This window comes from Paenibacillus algicola (genome assembly GCF_005577435.1).
Lineage (GTDB): Bacteria > Bacillota > Bacilli > Paenibacillales > Paenibacillaceae > Paenibacillus_AQ > Paenibacillus_AQ algicola.
Genome location: NZ_CP040396.1, coordinates 55689 through 80000 on the forward strand (window position 1 = coordinate 55689; position 24312 = coordinate 80000).

Below are 24312 nucleotides of genomic sequence, written 5' to 3' on the forward strand. Positions count from 1 at the left end.
TAATCTTGTAAACAGGGATCTCTTGCAGTCTTTCAAGTTCGAGGATATCGGGTTTGGACTCTCTGAAATGCGGAAATACTAGAGAGCAAAGCCGGTTGGCAACAGAACGGGAGGAGATTGCAATGATGAAACAAATCCTGCTAATTACGGACGGATGCTCTAATGTTGGAGAGAGTCCGGTTATGGCTGCAGCCCATGCGCTGCAGGAGGGCATCACCGTGAACGTCATCGGGGTGCTTGATTACGGCATGATTGGCGAGCTGGGAGAGCTGGAAATCCGCGAGATTGCCAAGGCCGGAGGCGGGCTTCACCAGGTGGTGGGCACTCCGCAGCTGGCAAGAACGATGCAGATGATGACCCGCAAGACCGTGGTGCAGACGATTCAGCAGGCGGTGAACCAAGAGATTCGCCATATTCTTGGAAGCGGAGATCTTAGCACTCTCCCCCCGGACAAAAGAGCAGAGGTGGTGCAGGTCGTCGATGAGCTCAGCGAAACCTCCTCCTTGCAGGTTGCGCTGCTCATTGACGCCAGTGCAAGCATGAAGCCGAAGCTTGCGGCCGTGGAGGAGGCGATCCGGGACCTGATGCTGAGCTTGAAGGCGCGCTCTGGCCGCAGCAGGCTGTCCGTGTTCCACTTTCCGGGCCGGGGGAGCGGGGAAAATGTGGTCAAGGATGTAGACTGGACCGGGAATCTCGAAGGCGTCAGGAGCCTGTTCGGCCGCCTGCAGATGAAGGGAGCCACGCCGACAGGACCCGCGCTTCTAGGGGTGATTGATGAATTCCGTTATGGTACACTGGAATATAATCAAGAGAGGCGGGAACTTTCCGGCCAAGAGGAAGGGATGCTCGGTGACTACGTCGTCTGAGACAGGCTGTGCGCCCGGCACGGTCATTACAGGCAAGTGGCATCATAGTCAGTATGTGGTAGAACGTCTGCTGGGCTCCGGCGCGAACGGCAGCGTGTATCTGGTGCGCCGCCGGGGGCAGGAGCAGCGGTATGCCCTCAAGATGGGATACGATACATTGGAGCTGCAGTCAGAGATTAACGTTCTTAAGGCGCTAAATCGGCAGTTCACGAAGCCGTATTTCATCGAGGCTGATGACGCCATGGAGGCGGGTCTGGAGGCTGCCTTCTATGTCATGCGATATGTGGAGGGGGTGCAGCTTCGGCAGTTTATCCGCGTGCGCGGCCGGGAGTGGCTGGGCTTGATTGGCTTGAAGCTGCTGGAGCGGCTCTCTTCCCTGCACCGGCTGGGCTATGTGTTCGGTGATTTAAAGCCGGAGAATGTGCTGGTATCTCCCTACGGAAGTGTGGAGCTGATCGACTTCGGCGGGGTCAGCGCAGAAGGCAAGAGCGTGAAGCAGTTTACGGAGTGGTATGACCGAGGCTACTGGAATGCCGGCTCCAGAACCGGCGATGAAGCCTATGATTTGTTCTCGTTTGCCGTGATGTGTATACATCTTCTCGATGAGAAGAGCCTTCGGGAAGCGTCAGCGCAGCTCCCTCAGGTCCGGGGGGTTCATGATCTGGAGGCTGTGGTGCGAAAATGTCCCCATATCAAGCCATATGCGGCCTGGCTAAGCCGGGCATTAAGAGGCGGATTCGCAAACTCACGGGAAGCGATGAACGCGTGGAAGCGGGGCGTTTATGCCCGCCCTCTTCCCACTATCAAGAGGACGCCCCGGTGGCTCCGGCGTTCCTTTGTCCTCTCCCTGCTGCTTATGGGAGCGGCATTATATTTGTTTTTGGCCACATAGGAGATCATATGGGCCGAAACGGGTTAATATCATCATAAGACACAGGTGCATGGGTAAAGGGGTATGAAATGGTGGAAGATGTAACAAATTTGCAGCAGCTAAGTGAAGAGATAGAGCAGCTGGCCTCGGAGAATGGATTATGGTCACGTGGAGATACGGTCGTGGCTGCAGTTTCCGGCGGACCGGACTCTATGGCCCTGCTGCTCACGCTGCATCATATTTCCACAGTCCTCACTCCCTTGAAGCTGGTCTGTGCCCACGTGCATCACGGATTCCGTCAGGAATCGGATCAGGAGGCACAGCTTGTTGAGGCTCTGTGTGCCCGGCTTGCGATCCCGTTTGAAATGGCTGTGGTGGATGTGCCGGCCTACATCCGGGAGAGCGGCAGGAATGCGCAGGACGCTGCGCGATCGAAGCGGTATGAATTTTTATTTGAAATCGCGGGAAAATACAGAGCGAGGTCCATTGCATTGGCTCACCATGGCGATGACCAGGCAGAAACCGTCTTGATGCGGCTGCTGCGCGGAAGCGGTCCCTCCGGGCTCTCCGGCATGAAGCTGATCCGGCTTCAGGATGGCATTCAGCTGATCCGGCCTTTTCTGCGCCGCAGCAAAGCCGATCTGGTGGCGATATGCCGTCAGAGCGGAGTGGATTATGCGGTGGATGACAGCAATGAGCAGACGAAGTATCGACGAAATGCAGTGCGGCTGCAGGTGCTTCCGTTTCTGGAGGAGTACAATCCCCGGATTTCATCCTCCCTTGTGCAGACGGCGGAGATTATCGGAAGCGAGGATGATTACATGGAGAGCGCTGCACAGGAGGCCTATACGGCCCTGGTGCAGAAGGGGGCATACGGACCGGCCATGAGCGCGCCCTCTTTCCTGGCCCTACATGTCGCTTTACAACGGCGTTTGATTAAACTAATATTAAATTACCTGTCGCCTGACCGTGAAATTTCGGATTTTACGAAGATTGAATTGATCCGAAGACGCATTGCGCAGGACATTTCTAATTCGTGGAGTCTGGATCTAGGGGAAGGCATTTGCTGTATCCGCGAGTACGATACAGTATCCTTTATGAACGGTCCTCCCGTCTGTCTAAACTACATATATGAGCTGCATTCTCCCCAGGAGCTCGAGCTCCTGCTGCCGGAGATTCAACGCAGGCTCAAGCTGGAGCTGTGGGACGAAGCACGACTGGAATCGCATCCCCGCATGCTGAATGCGGAAGCTTTTTTCGATGCCGATCACCTGCACTTCCCCCTGATTGTCCGTTCCAGGCAGCCCGGTGACAAGATGAAGCTGATGGGATTAAACGGAAGCAAAAAGGTAAAGGATATTCTCATCAACGAGAAAATCCCTCCGTCAGCCCGCCAGGCCATTCCCATTGTTTGTGACGGGCTTGGCACCTTGATCTGGATCCCGGGCGTACGACGTTCTGTTCACGCTGCTGTCGGGCAGCATACTACCCGTATTCTGCGCCTTACGCTGTCGGATGCGGGAGAGGCGTAATGCAGGGGACAGCCCGGCTTTTTCGTCTAGACGATACAAACACGTAGGAGGTTGTCTCAGGTTGCAGAATGACATTCAAGAAGTACTAATTAGTGAAGAAGAACTACAGGCAAAGATTAAGGAGCTGGGTCAGAAGCTGAGCTCTGAATATGAAGGCCGCGATCCCTTGGTTATTTGCGTGCTGAAGGGCGCGTTTATTTTTATGGCGGACCTGGTTAAGAACATCACAGTACCGATTGAGCTGGACTTCATGGCGGTATCCAGCTATGGGGCTTCCACGAAATCTTCAGGCGTCGTCAAGATCATCAAGGATCTCGACCAGTCGGTGGAAGGCCGCGATGTGCTCATCGTGGAGGATATTATCGACAGCGGGCTTACCCTGAGCTATCTGATTAAGCTGCTGGAGGACCGCAAGGCGAAGACGGTATCTGTAGTGACGCTCTTTGACAAGCCGTCCGGACGCACCGTGGAGCTGACGGCGGACTATACCGGCTTTGTGATTCCGGATGCCTTTATTGTGGGCTATGGTCTGGATTACGCCGAGCATTACCGCAACCTCCCTTATATCGGGATTTTAAAACCGGAGATTTACAGCAGCTGAAATGGCTGACCGCAAAGACCGGAGATATCGGTCGGTCCTTTGCTTTGTTGAGATAGCCAGACAGGCTGTGTTAAAATATCTTATGTGTCTTTGAGAGGAGGTAGGGGATGAGTCGGTTCATCCGGAATTCTGGTTTTTATTTGATTCTATTTTTAGTCGTGGTGGGCATCGTACAATTCGTGACCAATGGGAACGAAGTAGCCGATACCCCTAGGTATGATGAGCTGCGGCAACAGATTAAGGCCGATAATATTGAGGAAATAACGGCTCAATTTGACGGTTATGCTTACTTGGTAACCGGCTCATATAGAGAGCCTAGAGGCGAAGAGGAATTTGAGGATTTCTCGACCTACATCCCGGCAACGGATGCCGCGATGGAAGAGCTCGTGAGCGCCAGCGAAGCTAATGAGGTGGCCTTTAATATTAAGAAAACGGAAGGACCGAGCATCTGGCTGACGCTGCTGTCCTCCTTTATTCCGCTGATCATTATGTTCGCATTGTTCTTCTTCCTGTTTAATCAGGCGCAGGGCGGCGGCGGCAAGGTCATGAACTTTGGCAAGAGCAAGGCCCGCCTGTATAACGAAGAGAAGAAGAAGGTGACATTCCAGGATGTGGCCGGTGCGGATGAAGAGAAGCAGGAACTGGTGGAGGTTGTCGACTTCCTGAAGGATCCGCGCAAGTTTAACACGGTAGGAGCCCGCATTCCGAAGGGCGTGCTGCTTGTAGGCCCTCCGGGTACGGGTAAGACGCTTCTTGCTCGTGCTGTTGCCGGTGAAGCCGGCGTTCCGTTCTTCAGCATCTCGGGTTCTGACTTCGTCGAAATGTTCGTCGGTGTCGGTGCATCCCGTGTCCGGGATTTGTTTGAGAATGCGAAGAAGAATGCCCCATGTATTATCTTTATTGACGAGATTGACGCTGTCGGTCGTCAGCGCGGCGCCGGCTTGGGCGGCGGCCACGATGAGCGCGAGCAGACACTGAACCAGCTCCTGGTTGAGATGGATGGCTTCGGTGCGAACGAAGGCATTATTATCGTTGCTGCAACCAACCGTCCGGACATTCTGGACCCTGCATTGCTGCGTCCTGGACGTTTTGACCGCCAGATCACGGTGGACCGTCCGGATGTGAAGGGTCGCGAAGCGGTACTGAACGTTCACGCCCGTAACAAGCCGCTCACGAAAGACGTGAAGATGGATGTTATTGCGAAGCGGACGACAGGCTTTACAGGTGCGGACCTGGAGAACCTCCTGAACGAGGCGGCCCTGCTCGCTGCACGGCGCAACCGGAAGGACATCTCCATGCAAGAGGTTGACGAGGCGATTGACCGTGTCATCGTCGGTACAGAGAAGCGCAGCCGCGTGATCAGTGACCGCGAGAAGCGGATTGTTGCTTATCATGAAGCGGGCCATACTATCGTTGGTTACTTCCTGGAGCATGCCGATATGGTTCATAAGGTAACGATCATTCCGCGCGGACGCGCGGGCGGATATGTGATTATGCTGCCGAAGGAAGACCGCATGCTCGTGACGAAGCAGGAGCTTCTGGACCGGGTTACCGGCTTGCTGGGCGGACGCGTAGCGGAGGAGCTGTTTATCGGCGAAATCGGTACCGGTGCATACAGTGACTTCCAGCAGGCAACGAGCATTGTCCGCAGCATGATTGTGGAGTACGGCATGAGCGAGAAGCTCGGACCGATGCAGTTCGGCACTTCTCAGGGACAGGTGTTCCTGGGCCGGGATATCGGACACGAGCAGAACTACAGTGATCAGATCGCATACGAGATCGATCAGGAAATGCAGCATTTCATTCAGGATTGCTATGAGAAATGCCGCCAGCTCCTGACCGAGCATGCGAAGGAAGTGCATCTGATTGCAAACACCTTGCTGGAGAAGGAAACGCTGGAGCTGGATCAGATCAAGCAATTGATCGAGACAGGTTCTGTGGATTCCGGCAACGACGGTGAAGGCGGCTCCTCCGAGAGCGGTGAACCGGTCATCGACAGCATTGGAGACGTACGTGTTCGCATTCAGGGCAAAGACCAGGAAGAGCGTTCCAACACGGGAGAAATTCCGAACAATCCAATGGACAATGATCAGCCGGAGAACAGCAATCCTGACGATAAGCCTCCAGGCGGGTCAGACCAAGGCGGCAGATTAACGTAGTAATATCGCCAAAACTGACGCTGCAGCGTTATATACAGATAGAACCGGAGAACATCCCTTGTTTTCCGGTTTTTTTTGTGCATCTTATCACGTTGACAGCCGGGAGAACGTTGTGTACATTAGGTGTTAACTAGCAGGTGTTTCTTTTCACAAGGTAGATGGGCATCTGTACTCAAATTGCTGCGGCCTGACAATCTGGCCGTAATACATAAAGGGAGAGGGTCAGAAGTGGAAGCTTTAGCACTGGAGCGTAAAGCCGAACAGAACCGGGAGTTACGCGAACGCTTAATCCAATTGAAGAAAGAACGCAACGCTATTATTCTGGCGCATTATTATCAGCGCGATGAAATACAGGAAGTCGCAGATTTTCGGGGAGATTCCTTCCTATTAGCACAGAAAGCCGCACAAACCGACGCAGACACCATCGTATTTTGCGGTGTGCATTTTATGGGTGAAAGCGCAAAAATTCTAGCCCCGAACAAAACCGTGCTCATCCCGGATGAGCGCGCAGGCTGTCCGATGGCTGACATGGTGAATGTGGATGGACTGCGCAAGCTGAAGGCACAGCACCCTAACGCCAAGGTCGTGACTTACATTAACTCCTCGGCGGAGATTAAAGCAGAAACCGACATCTGCTGCACGTCCTCCAATGCGGTAAAAGTCATTCAGTCTGTAGATTCTGATGAAATCATCTGGGTACCGGATAAGAACCTCGGTCATTATGTACAGCAGCATACGGACAAGAAGATGATTATTTGGGAAGGATACTGCAACACGCATGATATGCTGACCGTCAAAGATGTCATGGAGATGAAGGCCAAGTATCCAGGGGCGGAGTTTGTCGTTCATCCGGAATGCCGGCCAGAGGTTGTGGAGCTGGGTGATTTCGTAGGCAGCACGACGGCTATTTTGGAATATTGCAAGAATTCTCCGGCGAAGGAATTTATCGTGGGTACCGAGGATGGAACTGGCTATCAGCTTCGGGTAGATAGTCCGGATAAAGCATTTCATTTTGCTACCAAGTTTCTCGTATGTCCGAATATGAAGGTCAATAATTTGAAGAAGCTGGTGAAATGCCTGGAAACGATGAAGCCGCAAATTTACGTTCCGCCGGCCGTAGCCGATAAGGCACGGGCATCGCTCGAACGCATGCTGCAGGTGAAATAGGATGAACGGTGCTGTCATCGACCCCTCAAAGGCTCCCGTTATTCCTCCGTTTCTCGTTGATGTAGACTGGAGCAATCTTCCGGTGGTGACCACCGATTGTATTGTCATCGGTTCAGGGATAGCAGGTCTGTATACGGCTATTGAGCTTGCGAAGGACCGCCAGGTACTGCTCATTACGAAGAAGACGCTAATGGAGAGCAATACCCGGTATGCCCAGGGCGGCATTGCTGCCGTGACGGCAGAGGATGATTCCCCGATCTATCACCGGCAGGACACGCTGCTTGCAGGGGCAGGGCTCTGTTCCTCGGCAGCCGTTGACGTGCTCGTTCATGAGGGACCCGAAGGCGTAAAGGAGCTTATCCGTCTGGGTACCCTGTTTGATGAGGAGAACGGCGTACTGGCACTCACCCGGGAAGGGGCTCACAGTCACCGGCGAATTCTTCATGCCAATGGAGATGCAACAGGACATGAGATTGTGCGAGCACTCTCCGACAAGGTTCAAAGCCATCCTCGGGTAGAGGTATGGGACGATCATTTTGCGATTGATCTTGTCACCCGGAGCGGAGCCTGTCTCGGAGCGCTGGTGCAGATGCCGGATGGAAGCCGCACCTTTGTACGCGGCGAAGCCACCGTGCTGTGCTCAGGCGGTTCCGGTCAGCTGTATCGATATACGACGAATCCGGAGGTGGCGACCTCCGATGGGGTGGCTATGGCTTACCGAGCAGGGGCTACGGTCCGCGACATGGAGTTTATTCAGTTTCATCCGACGGCGTTAAGCTATCCCGGTGCACCGCGCTTTTTAATCTCGGAAGCGGTGCGGGGTGAAGGAGCCTTCTTGCGCAACATTAAAGGCGAGCGCTTCATGCACCGGTATCATGAGCTGCTGGAGCTCGCTCCCCGCGATATTGTCGCTCGGGCGATCGTCAGCGAAATGGAGGAAACCCGATCCACATTCGTCTATCTGGACATTACGCATGAATCTGCGGAAATGATCAAGCATCGTTTCCCCACTATATATGAAACCTGCATGCGGTACGGCCTGGATCTGACTAGTGACTGGATTCCGGTTTCTCCTGCTGCGCATTATATGATGGGCGGTGTCAAAACCGATCTGCACGGCGAAAGCAGTCTTTCACGCCTGTTTGCATGCGGTGAGGTATCCTCCACCGGTGTGCACGGAGCCAACCGGCTCGCCAGCAATTCCTTGTCGGAAGCGCTGGTGTACGGACGACGGATTGCAGAAGCCATCCGCAGGCTGTCTCCACTGGAGGAAGGCCTTCAGCCGGAGGCCTTCAGCTGGGAGCGCAGAGAGCTGGCTTCCCAGCCTATTGTCGAGCGGCGCCTCAAGCTGCAAAAGGTCATGGTGCGCTACGCCGGACTTCGACGGACCCAGGAAACGCTGCTTCGCGCGATGGAGGAGCTGAAGCGTCAGCTGCCGCTGCTGCACTCGGTGCTGACCCGGCGGGAGGAGTATGAGTTTGCGAACCTGCTCACCAGCTCCCTGCTCGTCATCCAGGGAGCTCTTTACCGCGAGGAAAGCCGCGGAGCTCATTATCGGGAGGATTTCCCGGAGCGAGATGATATGAAGTGGCGCAAGCACATTGTACAGGGCCGCGATCAAGGAATGACGGAGGAAATCAGTGATGATGTTTAACGGATATAATGAAAATCTGGCTGCAGATATACGCTCTTGGCTGCGCGAGGACGTCGGCTCCGGCGATATTACCACCTTGTCTACAATTCCGCCGGGCCACGAGTCTAAGGGAGTCATCCATGCCAAGGAAGACGGTGTGGTGGCCGGAATGCCTGCCGCAAAGCTGGTGTTCGAGATTGTAGATAAAGACCTTGTGTTTCACGCGCATGTTGAGGATGGACAGGAAGTCAAGAAGGGCGATATTCTGGCGATCGTTGAGGGCAGTACGCACCATATTCTGACCGGTGAACGGCTCGCTCTGAATTTACTGCAGCGTCTCTCGGGCATTGCTACAAAGACACGTGCATTCGTGAATGCCCTGCAGGGCCTGCCAACCCGTCTCGTCGATACACGCAAGACGACACCGGGTCACCGGATGCTTGAGAAGTATGCCGTACGGATCGGCGGCGGGGGTAATCACCGCTTTGGCTTGTATGATGCCGTCATGATCAAGGACAATCATATTAAGGGCGCAGGCAGCATTGGGGATGCGGTATCCAGATCCCGCAGCGTCATTCCGCACACGATGAAGATTGAGGTGGAGACGGAGTCCATCGCGCAGGTGCAGGAGGCTCTTGCGGCGGGGGCCGATATTATCATGCTTGATAATATGGATGATTCGCAGATGAAGGAGGCCGTGAGCCTCATTAAGGGACATTCCCCGCACGTGATGACCGAGGCTTCCGGCAATGTCACGCTGGAGACAGTGCGGCAGATCGCATCAAGCGGAGTGGATGTTATTTCTGTCGGCCGGTTAACCTACTCTTTTCAGAGCCTGGACATCAGTCTGGATCTCAATGGCAAAAAAGGGGGTACCGCATGATTCTCGTCGTCGATATCGGAAATACGAATATTGTGCTCGGCATTTATGAGCACAAAGAGCTGCTGCATCATTTTCGAATCAGTACCTCCCGTCAATCTACAGTAGATGAGTATGGTGTGCTGATTCATAATCTGTTTCAGATGTCCCAAATCTCGGTAAACGACATAGAAGGGGTTATTGTCTCGTCCGTAGTGCCGCCGTTAATTCCGGTGGTGGAAGAGATGTGCCGTAAATATATGAGTCAGGATCCCCTGATCGTCGGCCCCGGCATCAAGACAGGGCTGAATTTGCGCAATGACAATCCGCGCGAGGTCGGAGCGGACCGTATTGTCAATGCTGTGGCCGCCGTTGAAAAATATGGCGGCGGGCCGCTGATCGTCGTTGACTTCGGAACAGCTACGACGTTCGATTGTATTGACGCCAGCGGCAGCTATCTGGGTGGGGCCATTGTTCCGGGGGTCGGCATTGCGGCGGAAGCGCTCGTGCAGCGGGCGTCAAAGCTGCCCCGCATTGAGCTGGAGAAGCCCAAGAAGGCGATTGGCCGCAACACCGTGCATGCTATGCAATCCGGGATGATTTTTGGCTATGCGGGACAGGTCGAGGGTCTGGTAAGGCGCATAAAAGCCGAGCTGGGAACGGACAATGTTAAGGTTATCGCAACCGGCGGACTGGCAGAGCTGATCTCGGGAGAAACCCATTGTATTGACGATATTGATCCGCTCCTGACCCTCGATGGGCTGCGGATTATTTACGAACGAAACGAATAAGTGCTGCAGGGAACGCAACGAACAGGGACTTCAAGGAGTTATATATAAAGAAGAGCATGAGCTAACGACTCAAAAGGAGGCTGAAGATGGATAACAGCATAGACCGCATTCTCCGCGGAACGGCCATGAACGGTAAGGTCCGGGCATTTGCCGTACGGACGACCGATCTGGTTGAGGAGCTGCGACGCAGACATGATACTTTTCCCGTCGTAACAGCCGCATTAGGAAGAACGGCGTCCGCCGCTGCCATGATGGGCGCTATGATGAAAGGGGAAGAGCGGCTCAGCATTCAGGTGAGGGGCGATGGACCGATTGGTCTGATTGCGGCTGAAGCCAATGCCCGAGGCGAGGTGCGCGGTTATGTGAATAACCCGCATGTGGAGATGACGAACATCCGTCCCGGCAAAATGAATGTCGCTGCTGCAGTAGGCACGAGTGGATATATCCACGTGATCAAGGATCTCGGCCTTAAAGAGCCCTACCGTGGCAGTATACCGATCGTGTCCGGTGAGCTGGCGGAGGATTTCACATATTACTTCGCCGTATCCGAGCAGACCAATTCTGCAGTCAGTCTGGGCGTGCTGGTATCCCCGGACTATACGGTAGCCAATGCCGGCGGCTTTATTATTCAGCTGCTGCCCGGCATTACGGATGAGGAAATCGGGACTATTGAAAAAGCTATTCAGGACATTCCACCGATCACGACATTGCTGGAGGAAGGGCTTGAGCTGGAAGACATTCTGAAGCGGCTGCTGCCCGACATTACGATTCTGGAGGAGACGAAGGTAAGCTTTACCTGCGACTGCTCCCGTGAACGGGTGGAGCGCGCGCTGATCAGCATGGGTGAGGGCGAGCTGCAGGCGATGATTGATGAGGACCGGAAGGCCGAGGTGACCTGTCACTTCTGTAATGAGGCCTATACATTTGATGAGGAAGAATTGATAGCCGTTTTACAACGGGCGAAATCTTAAAGATATGGGATGAGCAGCCGATGACGAAACAGGAAAAGGCACTGTGGGCAGCTGTAATGGTTCTGTCAGCAGGTTTGCTTTTTATGGGGAGCTGGATGGTGTTCTCGGGGGCTCTGTCGCGGGAGGGCTTGTCCAGAGAGGAAGGCAGCGGCTCATCGGCCGTAGCCATGGTGCAGGAGCAGGCAATCACGGAAGAAGCGTGGAGCCGTGAGCTGAAGCGGAGATACGGCAGCGAAGTGCTGCTGACGATGATGAACCGCCAGGTCGCTGCGCTGGAAGCGGAGCAGGCCAATATCACGGTAGCTCCGGAGGAGATTGAACAGGAGCTGGATCGGATGGCTCAGTCCTACGGCTCCCGGGAACGTTTCCTGGAGGCTATGGCACAGCTGGGCTTGTCCGAAGAGGTGCTGAAGGAAGAGACCGAATACCGGCTGCTGCTGGAGAAAATTGCAACGGCAGACGTCAAGGTCAGCTCTAGCGAAATTGATCAATATCTAGAGGACCATCCGGATCAATTCGTGCCCAAGAAGCAGCTGGATTTGTCGCTGATCAAGGTGGAGGAGGAGCCACTGGCGAATGAGCTGCTGGACCGTCTGGAGGACGGTGAGGATTTTGCAGCTCTTGCTGCCGAGCACTCGATCGACGAATACACGAGAGAAGACGGCGGCCGGCTGGGACTGATTGAAGAGGATGATCCTTTTCAGCCGCAAGAGCTGATGGAGACCGTGCTGGAGCTGAGCAGCGGCGATATCGCAGGACCGATTGCGCTGGAGGACGGCTTTGGTATTGTATATGTCAAAAGAATTCTCGTGCCGGCAGCGCCAGATCCGAAGCTCACTCGTGAGACCGTCCGCAGACAGCTGGCTCTGGAGCGTTCCGAATCCTTAAGTCAGCTGGAGCAGCGGCTCCGCAGCAAATATGAAGCCCGGATGCTGGCAGGGGCGTCGCCCGCGCCATTCCGGCAACCGTAAAACAGGCCTTTGCAGCTTATTTCTCCGGCTGCCAAGGCCTGTTTCGTATGGAGACTTCCTGTGATTTTAGGTTGTTGACACAGGACAGAATCGTTGATAATATGGAGTTACAAAACCTAGCGTTTTACTCGGATATTAATGAAATTATTCATGCAATAAATAAAGATACGAATGCAGTGGAATATATCATACAGGGAGGCAGTTACCATGGCTAAAGTCGTTAATAACGTAACGGAATTGATCGGAGGAACACCGCTGGTTCGCTTGAACCGTCTGGTGGAGGAAGGCAGCGCAGAGATTTATCTGAAGCTGGAATACCAGAATCCCGGCTCCAGCGTCAAGGACCGGATCGCGGTCAGCATCGTGGAAGAAGCCGAGAAGGAAGGCAAGCTGAAGGCGGGCGACACCATTGTTGAGGCAACGAGCGGCAACACAGGGATCGGCATTGCGATGGTTGCGGCAGCCAAGGGCTACAGAGCGGTTATTGTAATGCCGGAAACGATGAGCCTGGAGCGTCGTAACCTGCTGCGTGCTTACGGCGCAGAGCTGGTGCTGACACCTGGATCTGAAGGCATGAACGGCGCGGTGAAGAAGGCCGAGGAGCTGGTTCGCAGCAATCCTTCCTACTTCATGGCAGAGCAGTTCCGCAATCAGGCGAACGTGAAGATTCACCGTGAAACGACAGGGCCGGAAATTGTGGAGGCGATTCAATCCGTGGGCGGCAGTCTGGATGCATTCGTAGCCGGCATCGGCACGGGCGGAACGATCTCGGGCGCTGGTGAAGTGCTGAAGAACGCGTTCCCGGATGTGAAGATTTACGCAGTAGAGCCAGCAGCATCCCCAATTCTGGCGGGAGGCCAGCCGGGTCCGCATAAGATTCAAGGTATCGGTGCGAACTTCATTCCGGAGATTTTGAACCGTGACATTTACGATGAGATTATCCATGTCGAGAACGATGATGCTTTCGAGACGGCACGCCGTGTTGCCAAAGAAGAAGGCGTACTGGCCGGCATTTCCTCCGGGGCTGCGGTACACGCTGCACTGAAGGTTGCCAAGCAGCTTGGCGAAGGCAAGCGCGTCGTTGTTATTATTCCGAGTAACGGTGAGCGTTACCTGAGCACACCGCTGTATAACTTTGAATCCTAATTGCACTTAAATTTATAGAGAAACAGCCTTCAATGCAGGACGCATTGAAGGCTTTGTTTCTTTCCCGGGGGTTCGGATGGGGCAGCGCCGGAATGGACATTGTATAGAGAACAAGGCGTAAGCTGCTTACTGCGGGGTTTTCAAGCTGGACGGGATGAAGTATACTGACAGGCAACAGACAGCATTTTTCACGGATAGGGAGGAAAGGCATGGAACGAACAACAAAGCTGGCCGAATGGTTAAATTGGGTGGAGGAAGGCTGGACCATGCTGCCTTATTTAGCAGGAGGGAACAAGGTCTATCCCGAGCTGCCAGAAACATGGACCCCGGCCTGGCAGGCCTCCTCTCCCTATTCGTTCGTGCTGGAGAGCGGAAAGAGCGGAAGATACACCTATGTAGGGACAGATCCGGTGTCAGTGCTTACCGGTAAAGGCACGGAAGCGAAGGTGCTGGATCTGCGCACTGGAGAGTCGAAGCCGCTTCACGGCGATCCGCTGCCGCTGCTGGAGCAGTGGATGCGTCCGTACCGGGCACCACGCACTCCCGGTTGGCCGGATTTCCGGGGCGGTTGTGCCGGCTTCCTCGGCTATGATGTCATCCGCTCACTGGAGCAGCTTCCGGTTATTGCCAGCGATGACGCCGGCTTCCCCGATTATTTGTGGATGCGGATGGAGTCGCAGTGGATCTATGATCATCAGGAGCATGCGCTGTACTGCGCTGTTCATATCCCATGGAAGCCGGATGAGGGAAGCAAGGACAGCTTAAACGGGGACAGTCTGCAGCCAGCAGAACACCCCGCGGGATTCCCGTTAACTGCGGAGGATAAGATGAAGCTGCAGCTTCTATATGAGCAAGCTGAGGCTAAAGCGCAAAGCATGCTTAAGGCCTGGGAGCAGTGGATAACGGGAGATACTCAAGAGCGCTCTGCAGAGCAAGCCCTCACTGCCGCAAGACGTCAAAAAGCAGCGTCACTGCTGGTGCCAGAGGTGGCGGGCTGGGATGCGCTGGAGAGCCCTTTTTCCAAGGAGGCCTTTCAGCAGGCAGTTGAAGATATTCAGGAATATATCCGCAATGGAGATGTATTTCAGGTGAACCTCTCGCTTCGGCGTCACGTGAAGCTTAGGTCTCATCCTTCTCAAGTGTATGAGTGGCTGCGCGTGCTCAATCCTTCACCTTACATGGGCTATTTGAATTCGCCGGGGTTTGCGCTGTCGAGCGCTTCGCCGGAGCTCTTGATCAAGCTGGATGGCGGAAAGGTAACCGCGCGCCCGATTGCCGGTACCCGCCGGAGGGGTGCCACTCCACAAGAGGATGCCGCGATGGAGGCCGAGCTGCTGCAGACGGAGAAGGAACGGGCGGAGCATATCATGCTGGTCGATCTGGAGCGCAATGATATTGGACGTATTGCAGCCTATGGCTCGGTGAAGGTGCCGGAGCTGATGACGATCGAGCGTTATTCGCACGTGATGCATCTGGTTTCTCAAGTGGAGGGACAGCTGGCCGAGGGGAAGCATGCTTATGACGTGATCGCTGCTGCCTTTCCCGGCGGAACGATCACCGGGGCCCCCAAGATCCGCACCATGGAAATTATCGAGGAGCTGGAGCCGGTCACAAGAGGTCCCTACACAGGGTCGATGGGCTGGATCGATTATAATGGAGACATGGAGTTAAATATCATTATACGTACCTTAGCGGTCAAGGACGGAATCGGATATATTCAGGCGGGAGCCGGCATTGTCATTGACTCCGAGCCTTACCGGGAATACCGCGAATGCCATAATAAGGCGAAGGCCTTGATCGCTGCCGTCATGTGCAGTGAAGAAGAGGCTGCAGCCGCAGCTTTAAGATAAGGGGAGATAATCATGATTCTGGTCATTGATAATTACGATTCTTTTACCTATAACCTGGTGCAATATTTGGGAGAGATTGGCGAAGAGGTTCAGGTGTACCGCAATGATGAAATTGATCTTGCCGGTATTGAAAAGCTCGCACCGGATCATATTCTGATCTCGCCGGGGCCGTGCACGCCGAATGAGGCCGGCATTAGCCTGGACGTGATTCAGCATTTTAAGGGCAGCATCCCTATTTTCGGCGTCTGTCTCGGTCATCAGGCGATCGGACAAGCATTTGGCGGCAACGTGATTCGGGCGGAGCGCTTGATGCATGGCAAGACCTCGCCTATTCATCATCATGGCACCTCGGTTTTCCAGGGTCTGAGCAATCCTTTTACTGCGACGAGATATCACTCGCTGCTGGTGGAGAAGGAAAGTCTGCCTGACTGTCTGGAGGTTACAGCCTGGACCGAAGAGGGCGAAATTATGGGGCTGCGGCACAAGGAATATCCGATCGAAGGCGTTCAGTTTCATCCGGAATCCATTATTACGGACCATGGCCATCAAATGCTGCGCAGCTTTCTGCAGAACAAGGCCGGCGCTCAGGCATGAGGCTGGTTGGCCTCAACAGACAAGTGATTCCGGCATCTCAGGCCTCCATCTCGGTGCTCGATCATGGGCTGCTCTACGGGATGGGGCTGTTTGAGACCTTTCGTACTTACGACGGGGTGCCTTTTTTGCTGGACCGGCATTTAAAGCGATTGGAAGAGAGCTGCAGCGTGCTGGGCATTCCGTATACCCAGGATGACAGCACCTTCCGGGACTGGCTGCAGGCTCTGCTTGCCGCTAACGACTTGAAGGATGCTTATGTGCGGTATACGGTAACGGCCGGAGAGGGCGGTCTCGGCTTGCCATCTGGTATGTATGAAGCTCCGCAGGAGCTGCTTCTCGTGAAGCCGCTCCCCGTAATGCCTGACGAAGCGTATCAGAAGGGGAGAGGGCTACAGCTGCTGCATACACCCCGCAATACGCCGGAGACGCCGGTCAGGCTGAAGTCGCTGCACTACATGAACAGCATTATGGCCAAAAAAGAACTGCAAAGTTACCCGGAGGCCGTTGCGCTCCAAGCCGAGGGCTGCATGCTGACCGTAAACCAGGAGCTGGCGGAGGGCATTGTAAGCAATCTGTTTTTTATCCGGGAGGGCCACCTGTATACGCCGGACATCGGCACCGGGATCTTGCCCGGTATTACCCGGGCGGCGGTGCTGGAGCTGGCGCAGCAGCTTTCCATTCCCGTCCATGAAGGCCGTTATGGCTGGGAGGACCTGCTGGAAGCGGATGAGGTGTTTACGACAGGCTCTGTTCAGGAGCTGATGCCGATCACTTCTCTGCTCGCCCAGGGACAGAAAACCGCATTGGTAGGGTCTGGTGTCATGGGTCCGATTACGGGGCAGCTTTTACAGGCCTACCGGCAATGGACCGGGAACAGACAGGAAGGCAGGGGACTTCGAGGATGAGAATCACCGTGTACGAGCAGACATACAAGTGCGGTCAGACCGAGCTGAAGCTGGGCAGTGCTACACTGATCATGGGCATTCTGAATGTTACGCCGGACTCTTTTTCCGATGGGGGCAGGTATCTGGATTCGGGGCGTGCTGTGGAGCATGCACTGAGGCTGGTGGAGGAGGGTGCAGATCTGATTGATATCGGGGGAGAGTCCACGCGTCCGGGACATCAGCCCGTCCGTGCTGAGGAAGAGCTGAGCCGGGTCATTCCGGTGATTGAGGCGATTCATAAAGCAGCGCCGCATATCCCGCTGTCCATCGACACGTACAAGGCGGAGGTAGCGCGGCAGGCGATACAGGCCGGGGCGCACATCATTAATGATGTCTGGGGCTGTAAAAAGGATCCCCAAATGGCAGCCACAGCCGCAGCACTGGACTGCCCGATCATTCTGATGCATAACCGTCAGGATGAGAACTATACAGATCTCATAGAAGATATGAAGAAGGATCTGCTGGAAAGCGTAGATATTGCACTCCAGGCCGGCGTCAATCCCGCCCGGATTCTACTGGATCCCGGTATCGGATTCGCCAAAAATCACAGCCAGAACCTGCAGGTCATGAGTGCGCTGGATGAGCTCGTTCACTTGGGGTATCCCGTGCTGCTGGCTACCTCGCGCAAGCGATTTATCCGCACCGCGCTGAACCTGCCGGTGGAGGATGTCGTCGAGGGAACCGCAGCTACGGTTGCGTTCGGGATCGCGCAGGGCTGTCAGCTGGTTCGGGTGCATGATGTGGCGCAGATGAAACGAACGGTGGCGATGAGTGATGCCATGCTTTACGCTTCACCCTGGTTGACCCGCAGGCTGCCTGCAGGAAGTATTTAGTAACGATCAACGTTCAGGAAGGCGGTATGGATCCATGGATAAGATGAGCCTGCGCAAAATGGAATATTACGCCTATGTCGGCGTATTTGAAGAGGAACGAAAGCTGGGACAGCGCTATTATGTGGACCTGGAGCTGGAGCTGGATTTAAAAGAGGCCGGGCTGCGCGATGACTTGACCCTCACGGTCAATTATGCGGAGGTCCACGAGCTGCTTCTCGGTGTGATGAAAAACAAGCAATTCAAGCTGATCGAGGCTTTAGCGGAGTATATTGCAACCGAAGTGCTCCGCACTTATACTAGTATCGTTGCATTAACCGTTAAAGTAACCAAGCCGCATCCGCCTTTTGATATTCATTTTGAGGGTGTTACCGTAGAGCTGCACCGAACCAGAAAGTGAGACGCCATGATGAATGCACACACTACCTCTGAATGCTCAGAGGCTTATATTGCTTTAGGGGCTAATTTGGGAGATCGGGAACGAACGATGCTGGAGGCGCTAAGGCAGCTGGACAAGCACCCCAGCATTCAGGTCCTCCGCTGCTCCAGTCTGTACGAGACCGAACCGGTAGGATATGTGGATCAGCCGATGTTCTTGAACATGGCCGCCGCCATCTCCACCTCGCTGTCTCCGCTTGAGCTGCTGGCTGTCATGCAGCGTATTGAGAGCCGTCTTGGCCGCAAACGGCTGGTCCATTGGGGCCCGCGCACGGTGGATCTGGATTTGCTGTGGATGACGGGACAGAACATGAACACCCGGGAGCTGATTCTTCCGCATCCGCGGATGCTGGAGAGAGCCTTCGTGCTGATGCCGCTGCGTGACATCGTTCCCGAGGATGAGCCTTCCGGCCTGCATATGACAGTCAAGACAGCGCTTGAGAGCTTGGAAGGAAAGGAAGGAATACAGCTTTGGAAAACATGCAGCTTGCACAGCGGATCCGCGCTTTCCGAAAGTTAAAGGGCCTGACCCAGCAGCAGCTGGCTGCGCAAATTGAGGTTTCACTTGCCGTGCTCGGAGCTGTGGAGCGGGGAAATCGGCGGGCTGACGAAGCTCTGCTTTCCCGAATTGCAGATGCTCTGGGTATTTCTTTAGACGAACTGACCCTGCGTGGTTGATCATAGAACCATCATTGGAGGAAAGGGGTGAATTTAACTTCACATGCTGAAGATCGGAAAGATTGAGATGAAGAATCAGGTTGTGCTGGCGCCAATGGCCGGTGTATGCAACCCCGCCTTCCGCTTGATTGCGAAGGAGTTTGGCACGGGCCTCGTCTGTGCCGAAATGGTGAGCGGGAAAGCGATCGTTCATGGCAACAAGCGCACCCAGGAGATGCTGTTTGTGGATGAGCGGGAGAAGCCGCTGAGCCTGCAGATTGTTGGCGGTGACCGTCCGTCTCTGGTGGAGGCGGCGAAGGTCGTGGACAAAGAGACTAATGCGGATATCATCGACATTAACATGGGCTGTCCGGCACCTAAGGTCACCAAAATGGACGCCGGCGCCCGCTGGCTCCTGGACTCCAACAAAATCTATGAAATGGTAGCTGCAGTGGTAGACGCTGTCGATAAGCCGGTAACGGTTAAGATGCGGACTGGCTGGGACAGCGAGCATATTTTTGCGGTCGAAAATGCACAGGCTGTGGAGCGTGCCGGCGGACAGGCGGTCAGTGTTCATGGACGCACCCGTGAGCAGCAGTATACAGGCCGGGCGGACTGGAGCATCATTAAGCAGGTGAAGGAATCCGTCTCGATCCCGGTGATTGGCAACGGGGATGTAGTGACCCCGGAGGATGCCCGGCGCATGCTGGATGAAACCGGCTGTGACGGCGTTATGATTGGTCGGGGCGCTTTGGGTAATCCCTGGATGCTGTACCGCACGATCCAATACCTTCACCACGGAGAGCTGCTGGATGACCCGTCGCCGCAAGAGAAGATCAAGATTGCTACCCTGCACATGGATCGCTTGATTGCGCTCCGGGGTGAAGAAGCAGCAGTACGGGAAATGCGGAAGCATCTGTCCTGGTACCTGAAGGGCTTGAAGGGCTCCGCCCGGATCAAGGATAGGATTATGGAAGGAACCCGACGGGATCAGATGGTTGAGCTGCTAAACACGTATGTGGACCAGCTGGAGGAATGCGCCGCAGGGGAGAGCATCTATCCCCAGACGATACCCGCTGGGTAGCGTTTTCAAAACCTGCCGGTGTGCACATTGACTTTTTGAAATGGTTCCCATATAATTTCTCAGTATAATTTGCCGGAGCATCCGACAGACATCAGGGGGTTCTGATCCTCGGAGATTTGCATATAGTAGGGCATGATTTAAACTTTTTACATGACAGGAGAATCGGTTGAGATGAGCGATAAGGAAGTCATTCTTACACAGGATGGTCTGAAAAAGCTGGAAGATGAGCTCGAGAATCTGAAATCCGTTAAACGGCGCGAAGTTGCAGAGCGGATCAAGGTTGCCATCGGTTATGGCGACATCAGTGAAAATTCCGAGTATGAAGATGCCAAGAATGAACAAGCTTTTATAGAAGGCCGTATTATCACTTTGGAAAAAATGCTCCGTAATGCCCGCATCATCAATAACGAGGATATTAGCACAGACGCGGTTGGCGTGGGCAACACGGTCATTGTGGAGGATATGGAGTTTGGGGATACGATGGAATACACCATCGTCGGCACTGCAGAATCCGACCCATTGAACAACAAGATTTCCAACGAAAGCCCGGTAGGCAAGGCGATTATCGGCAAAGCAAAAGGCTCGGTGGTTGATGTCAACGTACCAGCCGGCGTCATTAAATATAAAATTGTAGACATTAAGAAGTAAGTTAGATCAGCATGCGCGGAAAGCTTCCTTTCGGGGAGCTTTTTTCGCTATGATAGCACCATCAGCCCAATGAGGCGGACAGGCTGCCGGCATTCCACCGGGAAGCGAGAATGAAGGAGATGAGCGTTACGATGACGGAAGAAAATCATCAACAAGAGCAGGGACAAGAGCAGGAGCTCAGTGAGCTGCTGCAGATCCGGCGTGCGAAGCTGGACGAGCTGCGCAAGCTCGGCATAGACCCGTTTGGGGGAAAATACGAAAGAACTCACCAGGCGGGAGAGCTGATGGAGGCTTACGATGATCTCAGCAAGGAGGAGCTTGAGGAGAAGCAGGTTGAGGTGAACCTGGCTGGCCGGATTATGGCAAAACGGGGTATGGGCAAGGCTTCCTTTGCGCATATTCAGGACTTGAGCGGCCGTATCCAGATTTATGTGCGCCAGGATACCGTTCCAGCGGATAAGTATGAAGCATTCAGTATTTTGGATTTGGGTGACATTATCGGGATCAGCGGGACGCTGTTTAAGACAAAAACCGGTGAAACCACGGTAAAGGTACACAATCTGGAGGTACTGTCGAAATCGCTCTATCCGCTGCCGGAGAAATTCCATGGCTTGAAGGATGTAGAGCTGCGCTACCGTCAGCGTTACGTGGATCTGATCATTAACCCGGAGGTTCAAAAGACCTTCATTACGCGTTCCCGTATTATCCAGTCCATGCGCCGCTACCTGGATTCGCACGGATATCTGGAAGTGGAGACACCAACCCTGCATACGATTGCCGGCGGTGCCGCAGCACGTCCATTTATTACGCATCATAATGCGCTGGATATGGAGCTGTACATGCGAATCGCGATCGAGCTTCATTTGAAGCGTCTTATTGTCGGCGGCCTCGAAAAAGTGTACGAAATTGGCCGGGTATACCGCAATGAGGGCATTTCAACACGCCATAACCCGGAATTTACAATGATTGAGCTGTATGAAGCTTATGCGGATTACAAGGATATTATGGCACTGACAGAAAATCTGATCGCGCACATTGCGCAGGAAGTGCTGGGAACCCAGGTTGTGGAATATCAAGGCCAACAGGTTGACCTCAAGCCGGAATGGCGCCGCGTTTCCATGGTCGATGCCGTTAAGGAAGTGACTGGAGTCGACTTCGGCGTGCAGATGACCAATGAGGAAGCTCATGCCTTGGCCAAGGAGCATAAGGTGCCTGTCGAGAAGCATATGACCTTCGGTCATATTCTGAACGCGTTCTTTGAGCAGTTTGTAGAAGAGACGCTCATTCAGCCGACGTTTGTAACCGGACATCCGGTTGAAATTTCGCCGCTGGCCAAGAAAAACGATCAGGATCCGCGCTTTACCGACCGTTTCGAGCTGTTCATTGTCGCGCGTGAGCATGCCAATGCCTTCTCGGAGCTCAACGATCCAATCGATCAGCGCCAGCGCTTTGAGTCCCAGCTGAAGGAACGCGAGCAGGGTAATGATGAAGCCCATGAGATGGACGAGGATTTCCTGCGTGCGCTGGAGTACGGCATGCCGCCAACAGGAGGACTCGGCATCGGGATTGACCGCTTGATTATGCTGCTGACCAACGCCCCGTCGATCCGCGATGTGCTGCTCTTCCCGCATATGCGTCACCGGGCGCTGGACTAAGCGAGATACATGCTGCATAGAGCCTCCGGCCATCTGGCTGGAGCAATGAACATATCTAAAAGGACCCTTCCGCGTTATGGCAACGTGAGAGGGTCCTTTTTTACATGCATGGGATGCAGACTACGGCTGCTTGGGATCACGGCCTGACAGGCATGCGGCTGCAATCTCAGGCTTGCATATAGAATACAGGTGACGCTTTACCACAGATCGCATGAGATCTGGAGTCAGCTTCTCGGGTCTCATGACAGCATGCATGGCAAGTCCGTCAATCAGTCCGTAAAAGCGCTCTGTCTCCAGTTCCTGATCCAGCTGCAAGGGCGCAAGCTCCTGCTGAACAAGAGCATGGACGATGGTGGAGAACAAACGGCGCATATCCTCGTCCACTTGACTTCGAAGTGAGCCGAGTGTGGGATCCGAGAAGGATTTGACGACAAACGCAAACCATACCTCCATTTCCTGACGAGTTTCTTCCTCCAGCGGCAAAATCTCATCTACCAATAAAGGAGCATCCTTCAAAACATCTCCCGTAAACGATATCCTGCTGATTCGCTCGTTGACCCGCTGCGTGACAAGCTTCATGGCAAAAGCGAACAGCTCCGATTGTGTAGCAAAATAATGCCGCAGCGAGCCTGATGACAGCCCCGCCTCTTCTGCGATGTTGCGGACAGATGCATACTCCAGCCCATGCTGATGGATAACCCTCCACGCCGCGTGGGCTACTTTTTCTTTTTGCGCGTTGTGATCTACGATTTTTGGCATGGATAAAGTATAACATGTTGCTTGTTTATTTCGCACAAGTGTGTTAACTTCTTTTTAAGACGACTGTACTAAAAAAGGAGTGCAAAGCTGTGATTGCCGCCCTCATTGTAGGATGTGAGATTGGATTTTGGGTGCTCGTGGTGGCCGGATTGAGTGCGAGATATCTTTTTGGAAGGAAGAAGCTTGGTGCGTTGCTGCTCGCCGCTACTCCTGTAGTGGATCTCCTGCTGATCACGGTTACTGTTCTGGATTTGAAAAATGGAGCCGAAGCAAAGTGGGTACACGGACTCGCCGCTGTATATATCGGGGTAACGATTGCTTTTGGCCGGAGTATGATCTCTTGGTCGGATCAACGATTTGCTTACCGCTTTGCCGGTGGATCCAAACCGTTACCTAGAGCACGCACTGGAAGGGAGCATGCACGATTGGAACGTGAAGGCTGGCTTCGCCATCTGCTGTCCTGGTGTATTGGCTGTGTCATCCTTGCGGGGATGGTCTGGTATGTCGGAGAACCTGCAAACACGGAAGTATTGATTAGGATGGTGCAGGTGTGGAGTGCTGTGCTTGGCATTGATTTTATGATCAGCTTTAGCTATACCTTGTGGCCGAAGGGAGGGGTGAGAAGATAAACAATGAGTCTGTATATATATACCAATCAAAAAAATCCGCAAAGGGGTTGCATTGTGCTTCAGTGCTATGGTATATTTTATTTCCGGCCGCGAAACGGTGGTTGGATGTCACGGTGAAGAGACACGGCAAGCGAAATGCTTGAAACAAACTTTCGAAAAAAAGTGCTTGCTAAGTTGGAACCAACGTGATATACTATAAAAGTTGCTGAGACGAGAGGTTGTCGAAGCGACAGAAACAGAATTGATCTTTGAAAACTGAACAACGAGTGAGTTAAACCGATCTTGCCTTACGGTGAGATCAACAATGAGATTATGTAATATCGTCAGTTTTGAAATGAGCAATTGAACTCAACTTTCATGGAGAGTTTGATCCTGGCTCAGGACGAACGCTGGCGGCGTGCCTAATACATGCAAGTCGAGCGGACTTGATGAGGAGCTTGCTCCTCTGAAAGTTAGCGGCGGACGGGTGAGTAACACGTAGGCAACCTGCCCTCAAGACTGGGATAACTACCGGAAACGGTAGCTAATACCGGATAATTGATTTCGCTGCATAGTGAGATCTGGAAAGGCGGAGCAATCTGTCACTTGAGGATGGGCCTGCGGCGCATTAGCTAGTTGGTGGGGTAACGGCCTACCAAGGCGACGATGCGTAGCCGA

At 53.9% G+C, this 24312-nt stretch carries 24 protein-coding genes and 1 rRNA gene (1 of these 25 cut by a window edge); 24 read left to right on the top strand and 1 reads right to left on the bottom strand.

Annotation, left to right across the window (positions count from 1 at the left end):
* Positions 1-125 precede the first annotated feature (125 nt).
* The 22 genes from E6C60_RS00270 (at position 126) to lysS (ending at position 22267) form a co-directional block, all read left to right on the top strand.
* Entirely contained in the window at positions 126-866 is a 741-nt protein-coding gene (locus tag E6C60_RS00270; protein WP_138227548.1) for a vWA domain-containing protein, read from the top strand.
* Positions 850-1758: a serine/threonine protein kinase gene (locus E6C60_RS00275; RefSeq protein WP_138223939.1), complete on the top strand. Its 909-nt coding sequence runs from the start codon at positions 850-852 to the stop codon at positions 1756-1758. Before E6C60_RS00270 ends, E6C60_RS00275 begins: the two co-directional genes overlap by 17 nt.
* Before the next feature lie 68 nt (positions 1759-1826).
* Complete coding sequence (gene tilS / locus E6C60_RS00280; protein WP_138223940.1) at positions 1827-3269, top strand: tRNA lysidine(34) synthetase TilS; 1443 nt, start codon at positions 1827-1829, stop codon at positions 3267-3269.
* Between the two features lie 61 nt (positions 3270-3330).
* Positions 3331-3870 (top strand): hypoxanthine phosphoribosyltransferase, encoded by a 540-nt coding sequence (hpt, locus tag E6C60_RS00285; protein ID WP_138223941.1) that lies wholly within the window; start codon positions 3331-3333, stop codon positions 3868-3870.
* 107 nt (positions 3871-3977) lie between these two features.
* Positions 3978-6029, top strand: coding sequence for an ATP-dependent zinc metalloprotease FtsH (ftsH, locus tag E6C60_RS00290; RefSeq protein WP_138223942.1), 2052 nt, complete (start codon positions 3978-3980; stop codon positions 6027-6029).
* 228 nt (positions 6030-6257) lie between these two features.
* A complete protein-coding gene (gene nadA, locus E6C60_RS00295; protein WP_138223943.1) occupies positions 6258-7196 on the top strand; it encodes a quinolinate synthase NadA in 939 nt (312 codons plus the stop codon).
* Position 7197: 1 nt separating this feature from the next.
* Complete coding sequence (gene nadB, locus E6C60_RS00300; protein WP_138223944.1) at positions 7198-8850, top strand: L-aspartate oxidase; 1653 nt, start codon at positions 7198-7200, stop codon at positions 8848-8850.
* A complete protein-coding gene (nadC, locus tag E6C60_RS00305) occupies positions 8840-9712 on the top strand; it encodes a carboxylating nicotinate-nucleotide diphosphorylase (protein ID WP_138223945.1) in 873 nt (290 codons plus the stop codon). The genes nadB and nadC overlap by 11 nt, the downstream gene beginning before the upstream one ends.
* Positions 9709-10479 carry a type III pantothenate kinase gene (locus tag E6C60_RS00310; protein ID WP_138223946.1) on the top strand — a complete coding sequence of 257 codons (771 nt, stop codon included), beginning with the start codon at positions 9709-9711 and terminating at the stop codon, positions 10477-10479. The genes nadC and E6C60_RS00310 overlap by 4 nt, the downstream gene beginning before the upstream one ends.
* 86 nt (positions 10480-10565) lie before the next feature.
* A complete protein-coding gene (hslO, locus tag E6C60_RS00315) occupies positions 10566-11450 on the top strand; it encodes an Hsp33 family molecular chaperone HslO (protein WP_138223947.1) in 885 nt (294 codons plus the stop codon).
* A 20-nt stretch (positions 11451-11470) separates the two neighbouring features.
* Complete coding sequence (locus tag E6C60_RS00320; protein ID WP_138223948.1) at positions 11471-12421, top strand: peptidylprolyl isomerase; 951 nt, start codon at positions 11471-11473, stop codon at positions 12419-12421.
* A gap of 207 nt (positions 12422-12628) precedes the next feature.
* Positions 12629-13567 (top strand): cysteine synthase A, encoded by a 939-nt coding sequence (gene cysK, locus E6C60_RS00325; protein WP_138223949.1) that lies wholly within the window; start codon positions 12629-12631, stop codon positions 13565-13567.
* A gap of 209 nt (positions 13568-13776) precedes the next feature.
* Positions 13777-15417, top strand: a complete 1641-nt coding sequence (locus tag E6C60_RS00330) for an anthranilate synthase component I family protein (RefSeq protein WP_138223950.1) — start codon at positions 13777-13779, stop codon at positions 15415-15417.
* Positions 15418-15429: 12 nt separating this feature from the next.
* Positions 15430-16011 carry an aminodeoxychorismate/anthranilate synthase component II gene (pabA, locus tag E6C60_RS00335; RefSeq protein WP_138223951.1) on the top strand — a complete coding sequence of 194 codons (582 nt, stop codon included), beginning with the start codon at positions 15430-15432 and terminating at the stop codon, positions 16009-16011.
* On the top strand, positions 16008-16916 hold the full coding sequence (locus tag E6C60_RS00340; RefSeq protein WP_138223952.1) for an aminotransferase class IV: 909 nt from the start codon (positions 16008-16010) through the stop codon (positions 16914-16916). Before pabA ends, E6C60_RS00340 begins: the two co-directional genes overlap by 4 nt.
* The gene (folP, locus tag E6C60_RS00345; protein WP_138223953.1) at positions 16913-17788 is read left to right on the top strand and encodes a dihydropteroate synthase; all 876 of its coding nucleotides are present in this window, start codon (positions 16913-16915) and stop codon (positions 17786-17788) included. Before E6C60_RS00340 ends, folP begins: the two co-directional genes overlap by 4 nt.
* A 34-nt stretch (positions 17789-17822) precedes the next feature.
* The gene (gene folB, locus E6C60_RS00350; protein WP_138223954.1) at positions 17823-18185 is read left to right on the top strand and encodes a dihydroneopterin aldolase; all 363 of its coding nucleotides are present in this window, start codon (positions 17823-17825) and stop codon (positions 18183-18185) included.
* Positions 18186-18194: 9 nt separating this feature from the next.
* On the top strand, positions 18195-18743 hold the full coding sequence (gene folK, locus E6C60_RS00355) for a 2-amino-4-hydroxy-6-hydroxymethyldihydropteridine diphosphokinase (protein WP_138227549.1): 549 nt from the start codon (positions 18195-18197) through the stop codon (positions 18741-18743).
* Complete coding sequence (locus tag E6C60_RS00360) at positions 18695-18901, top strand: helix-turn-helix domain-containing protein (protein WP_138223955.1); 207 nt, start codon at positions 18695-18697, stop codon at positions 18899-18901. Before folK ends, E6C60_RS00360 begins: the two co-directional genes overlap by 49 nt.
* Before the next feature lie 43 nt (positions 18902-18944).
* Positions 18945-19964 carry a tRNA dihydrouridine synthase DusB gene (gene dusB, locus E6C60_RS00365; RefSeq protein WP_138223956.1) on the top strand — a complete coding sequence of 340 codons (1020 nt, stop codon included), beginning with the start codon at positions 18945-18947 and terminating at the stop codon, positions 19962-19964.
* Positions 19965-20135: 171 nt separating this feature from the next.
* Positions 20136-20612 carry a transcription elongation factor GreA gene (greA, locus tag E6C60_RS00370; protein WP_138227550.1) on the top strand — a complete coding sequence of 159 codons (477 nt, stop codon included), beginning with the start codon at positions 20136-20138 and terminating at the stop codon, positions 20610-20612.
* Between the two features lie 131 nt (positions 20613-20743).
* Entirely contained in the window at positions 20744-22267 is a 1524-nt protein-coding gene (gene lysS, locus E6C60_RS00375) for a lysine--tRNA ligase (RefSeq protein ID WP_138227551.1), read from the top strand.
* Between the two features lie 120 nt (positions 22268-22387).
* On the opposite strand, the gene E6C60_RS00380 is transcribed toward lysS, so the two are convergent.
* Positions 22388-23026 carry a TetR/AcrR family transcriptional regulator gene (locus tag E6C60_RS00380; RefSeq protein WP_138223957.1) on the bottom strand — a complete coding sequence of 213 codons (639 nt, stop codon included), beginning with the start codon at positions 23024-23026 and terminating at the stop codon, positions 22388-22390.
* A gap of 89 nt (positions 23027-23115) precedes the next feature.
* Here E6C60_RS00380 and E6C60_RS00385 point away from each other — a divergent pair, with 89 nt between their 5' ends.
* A complete protein-coding gene (locus E6C60_RS00385; protein WP_138223958.1) occupies positions 23116-23655 on the top strand; it encodes a hypothetical protein in 540 nt (179 codons plus the stop codon).
* Positions 23656-24009: 354 nt separating this feature from the next.
* Positions 24010-24312: ribosomal RNA gene (locus tag E6C60_RS00390) — 16S ribosomal RNA — on the top strand; it runs 1252 nt beyond the window's last position.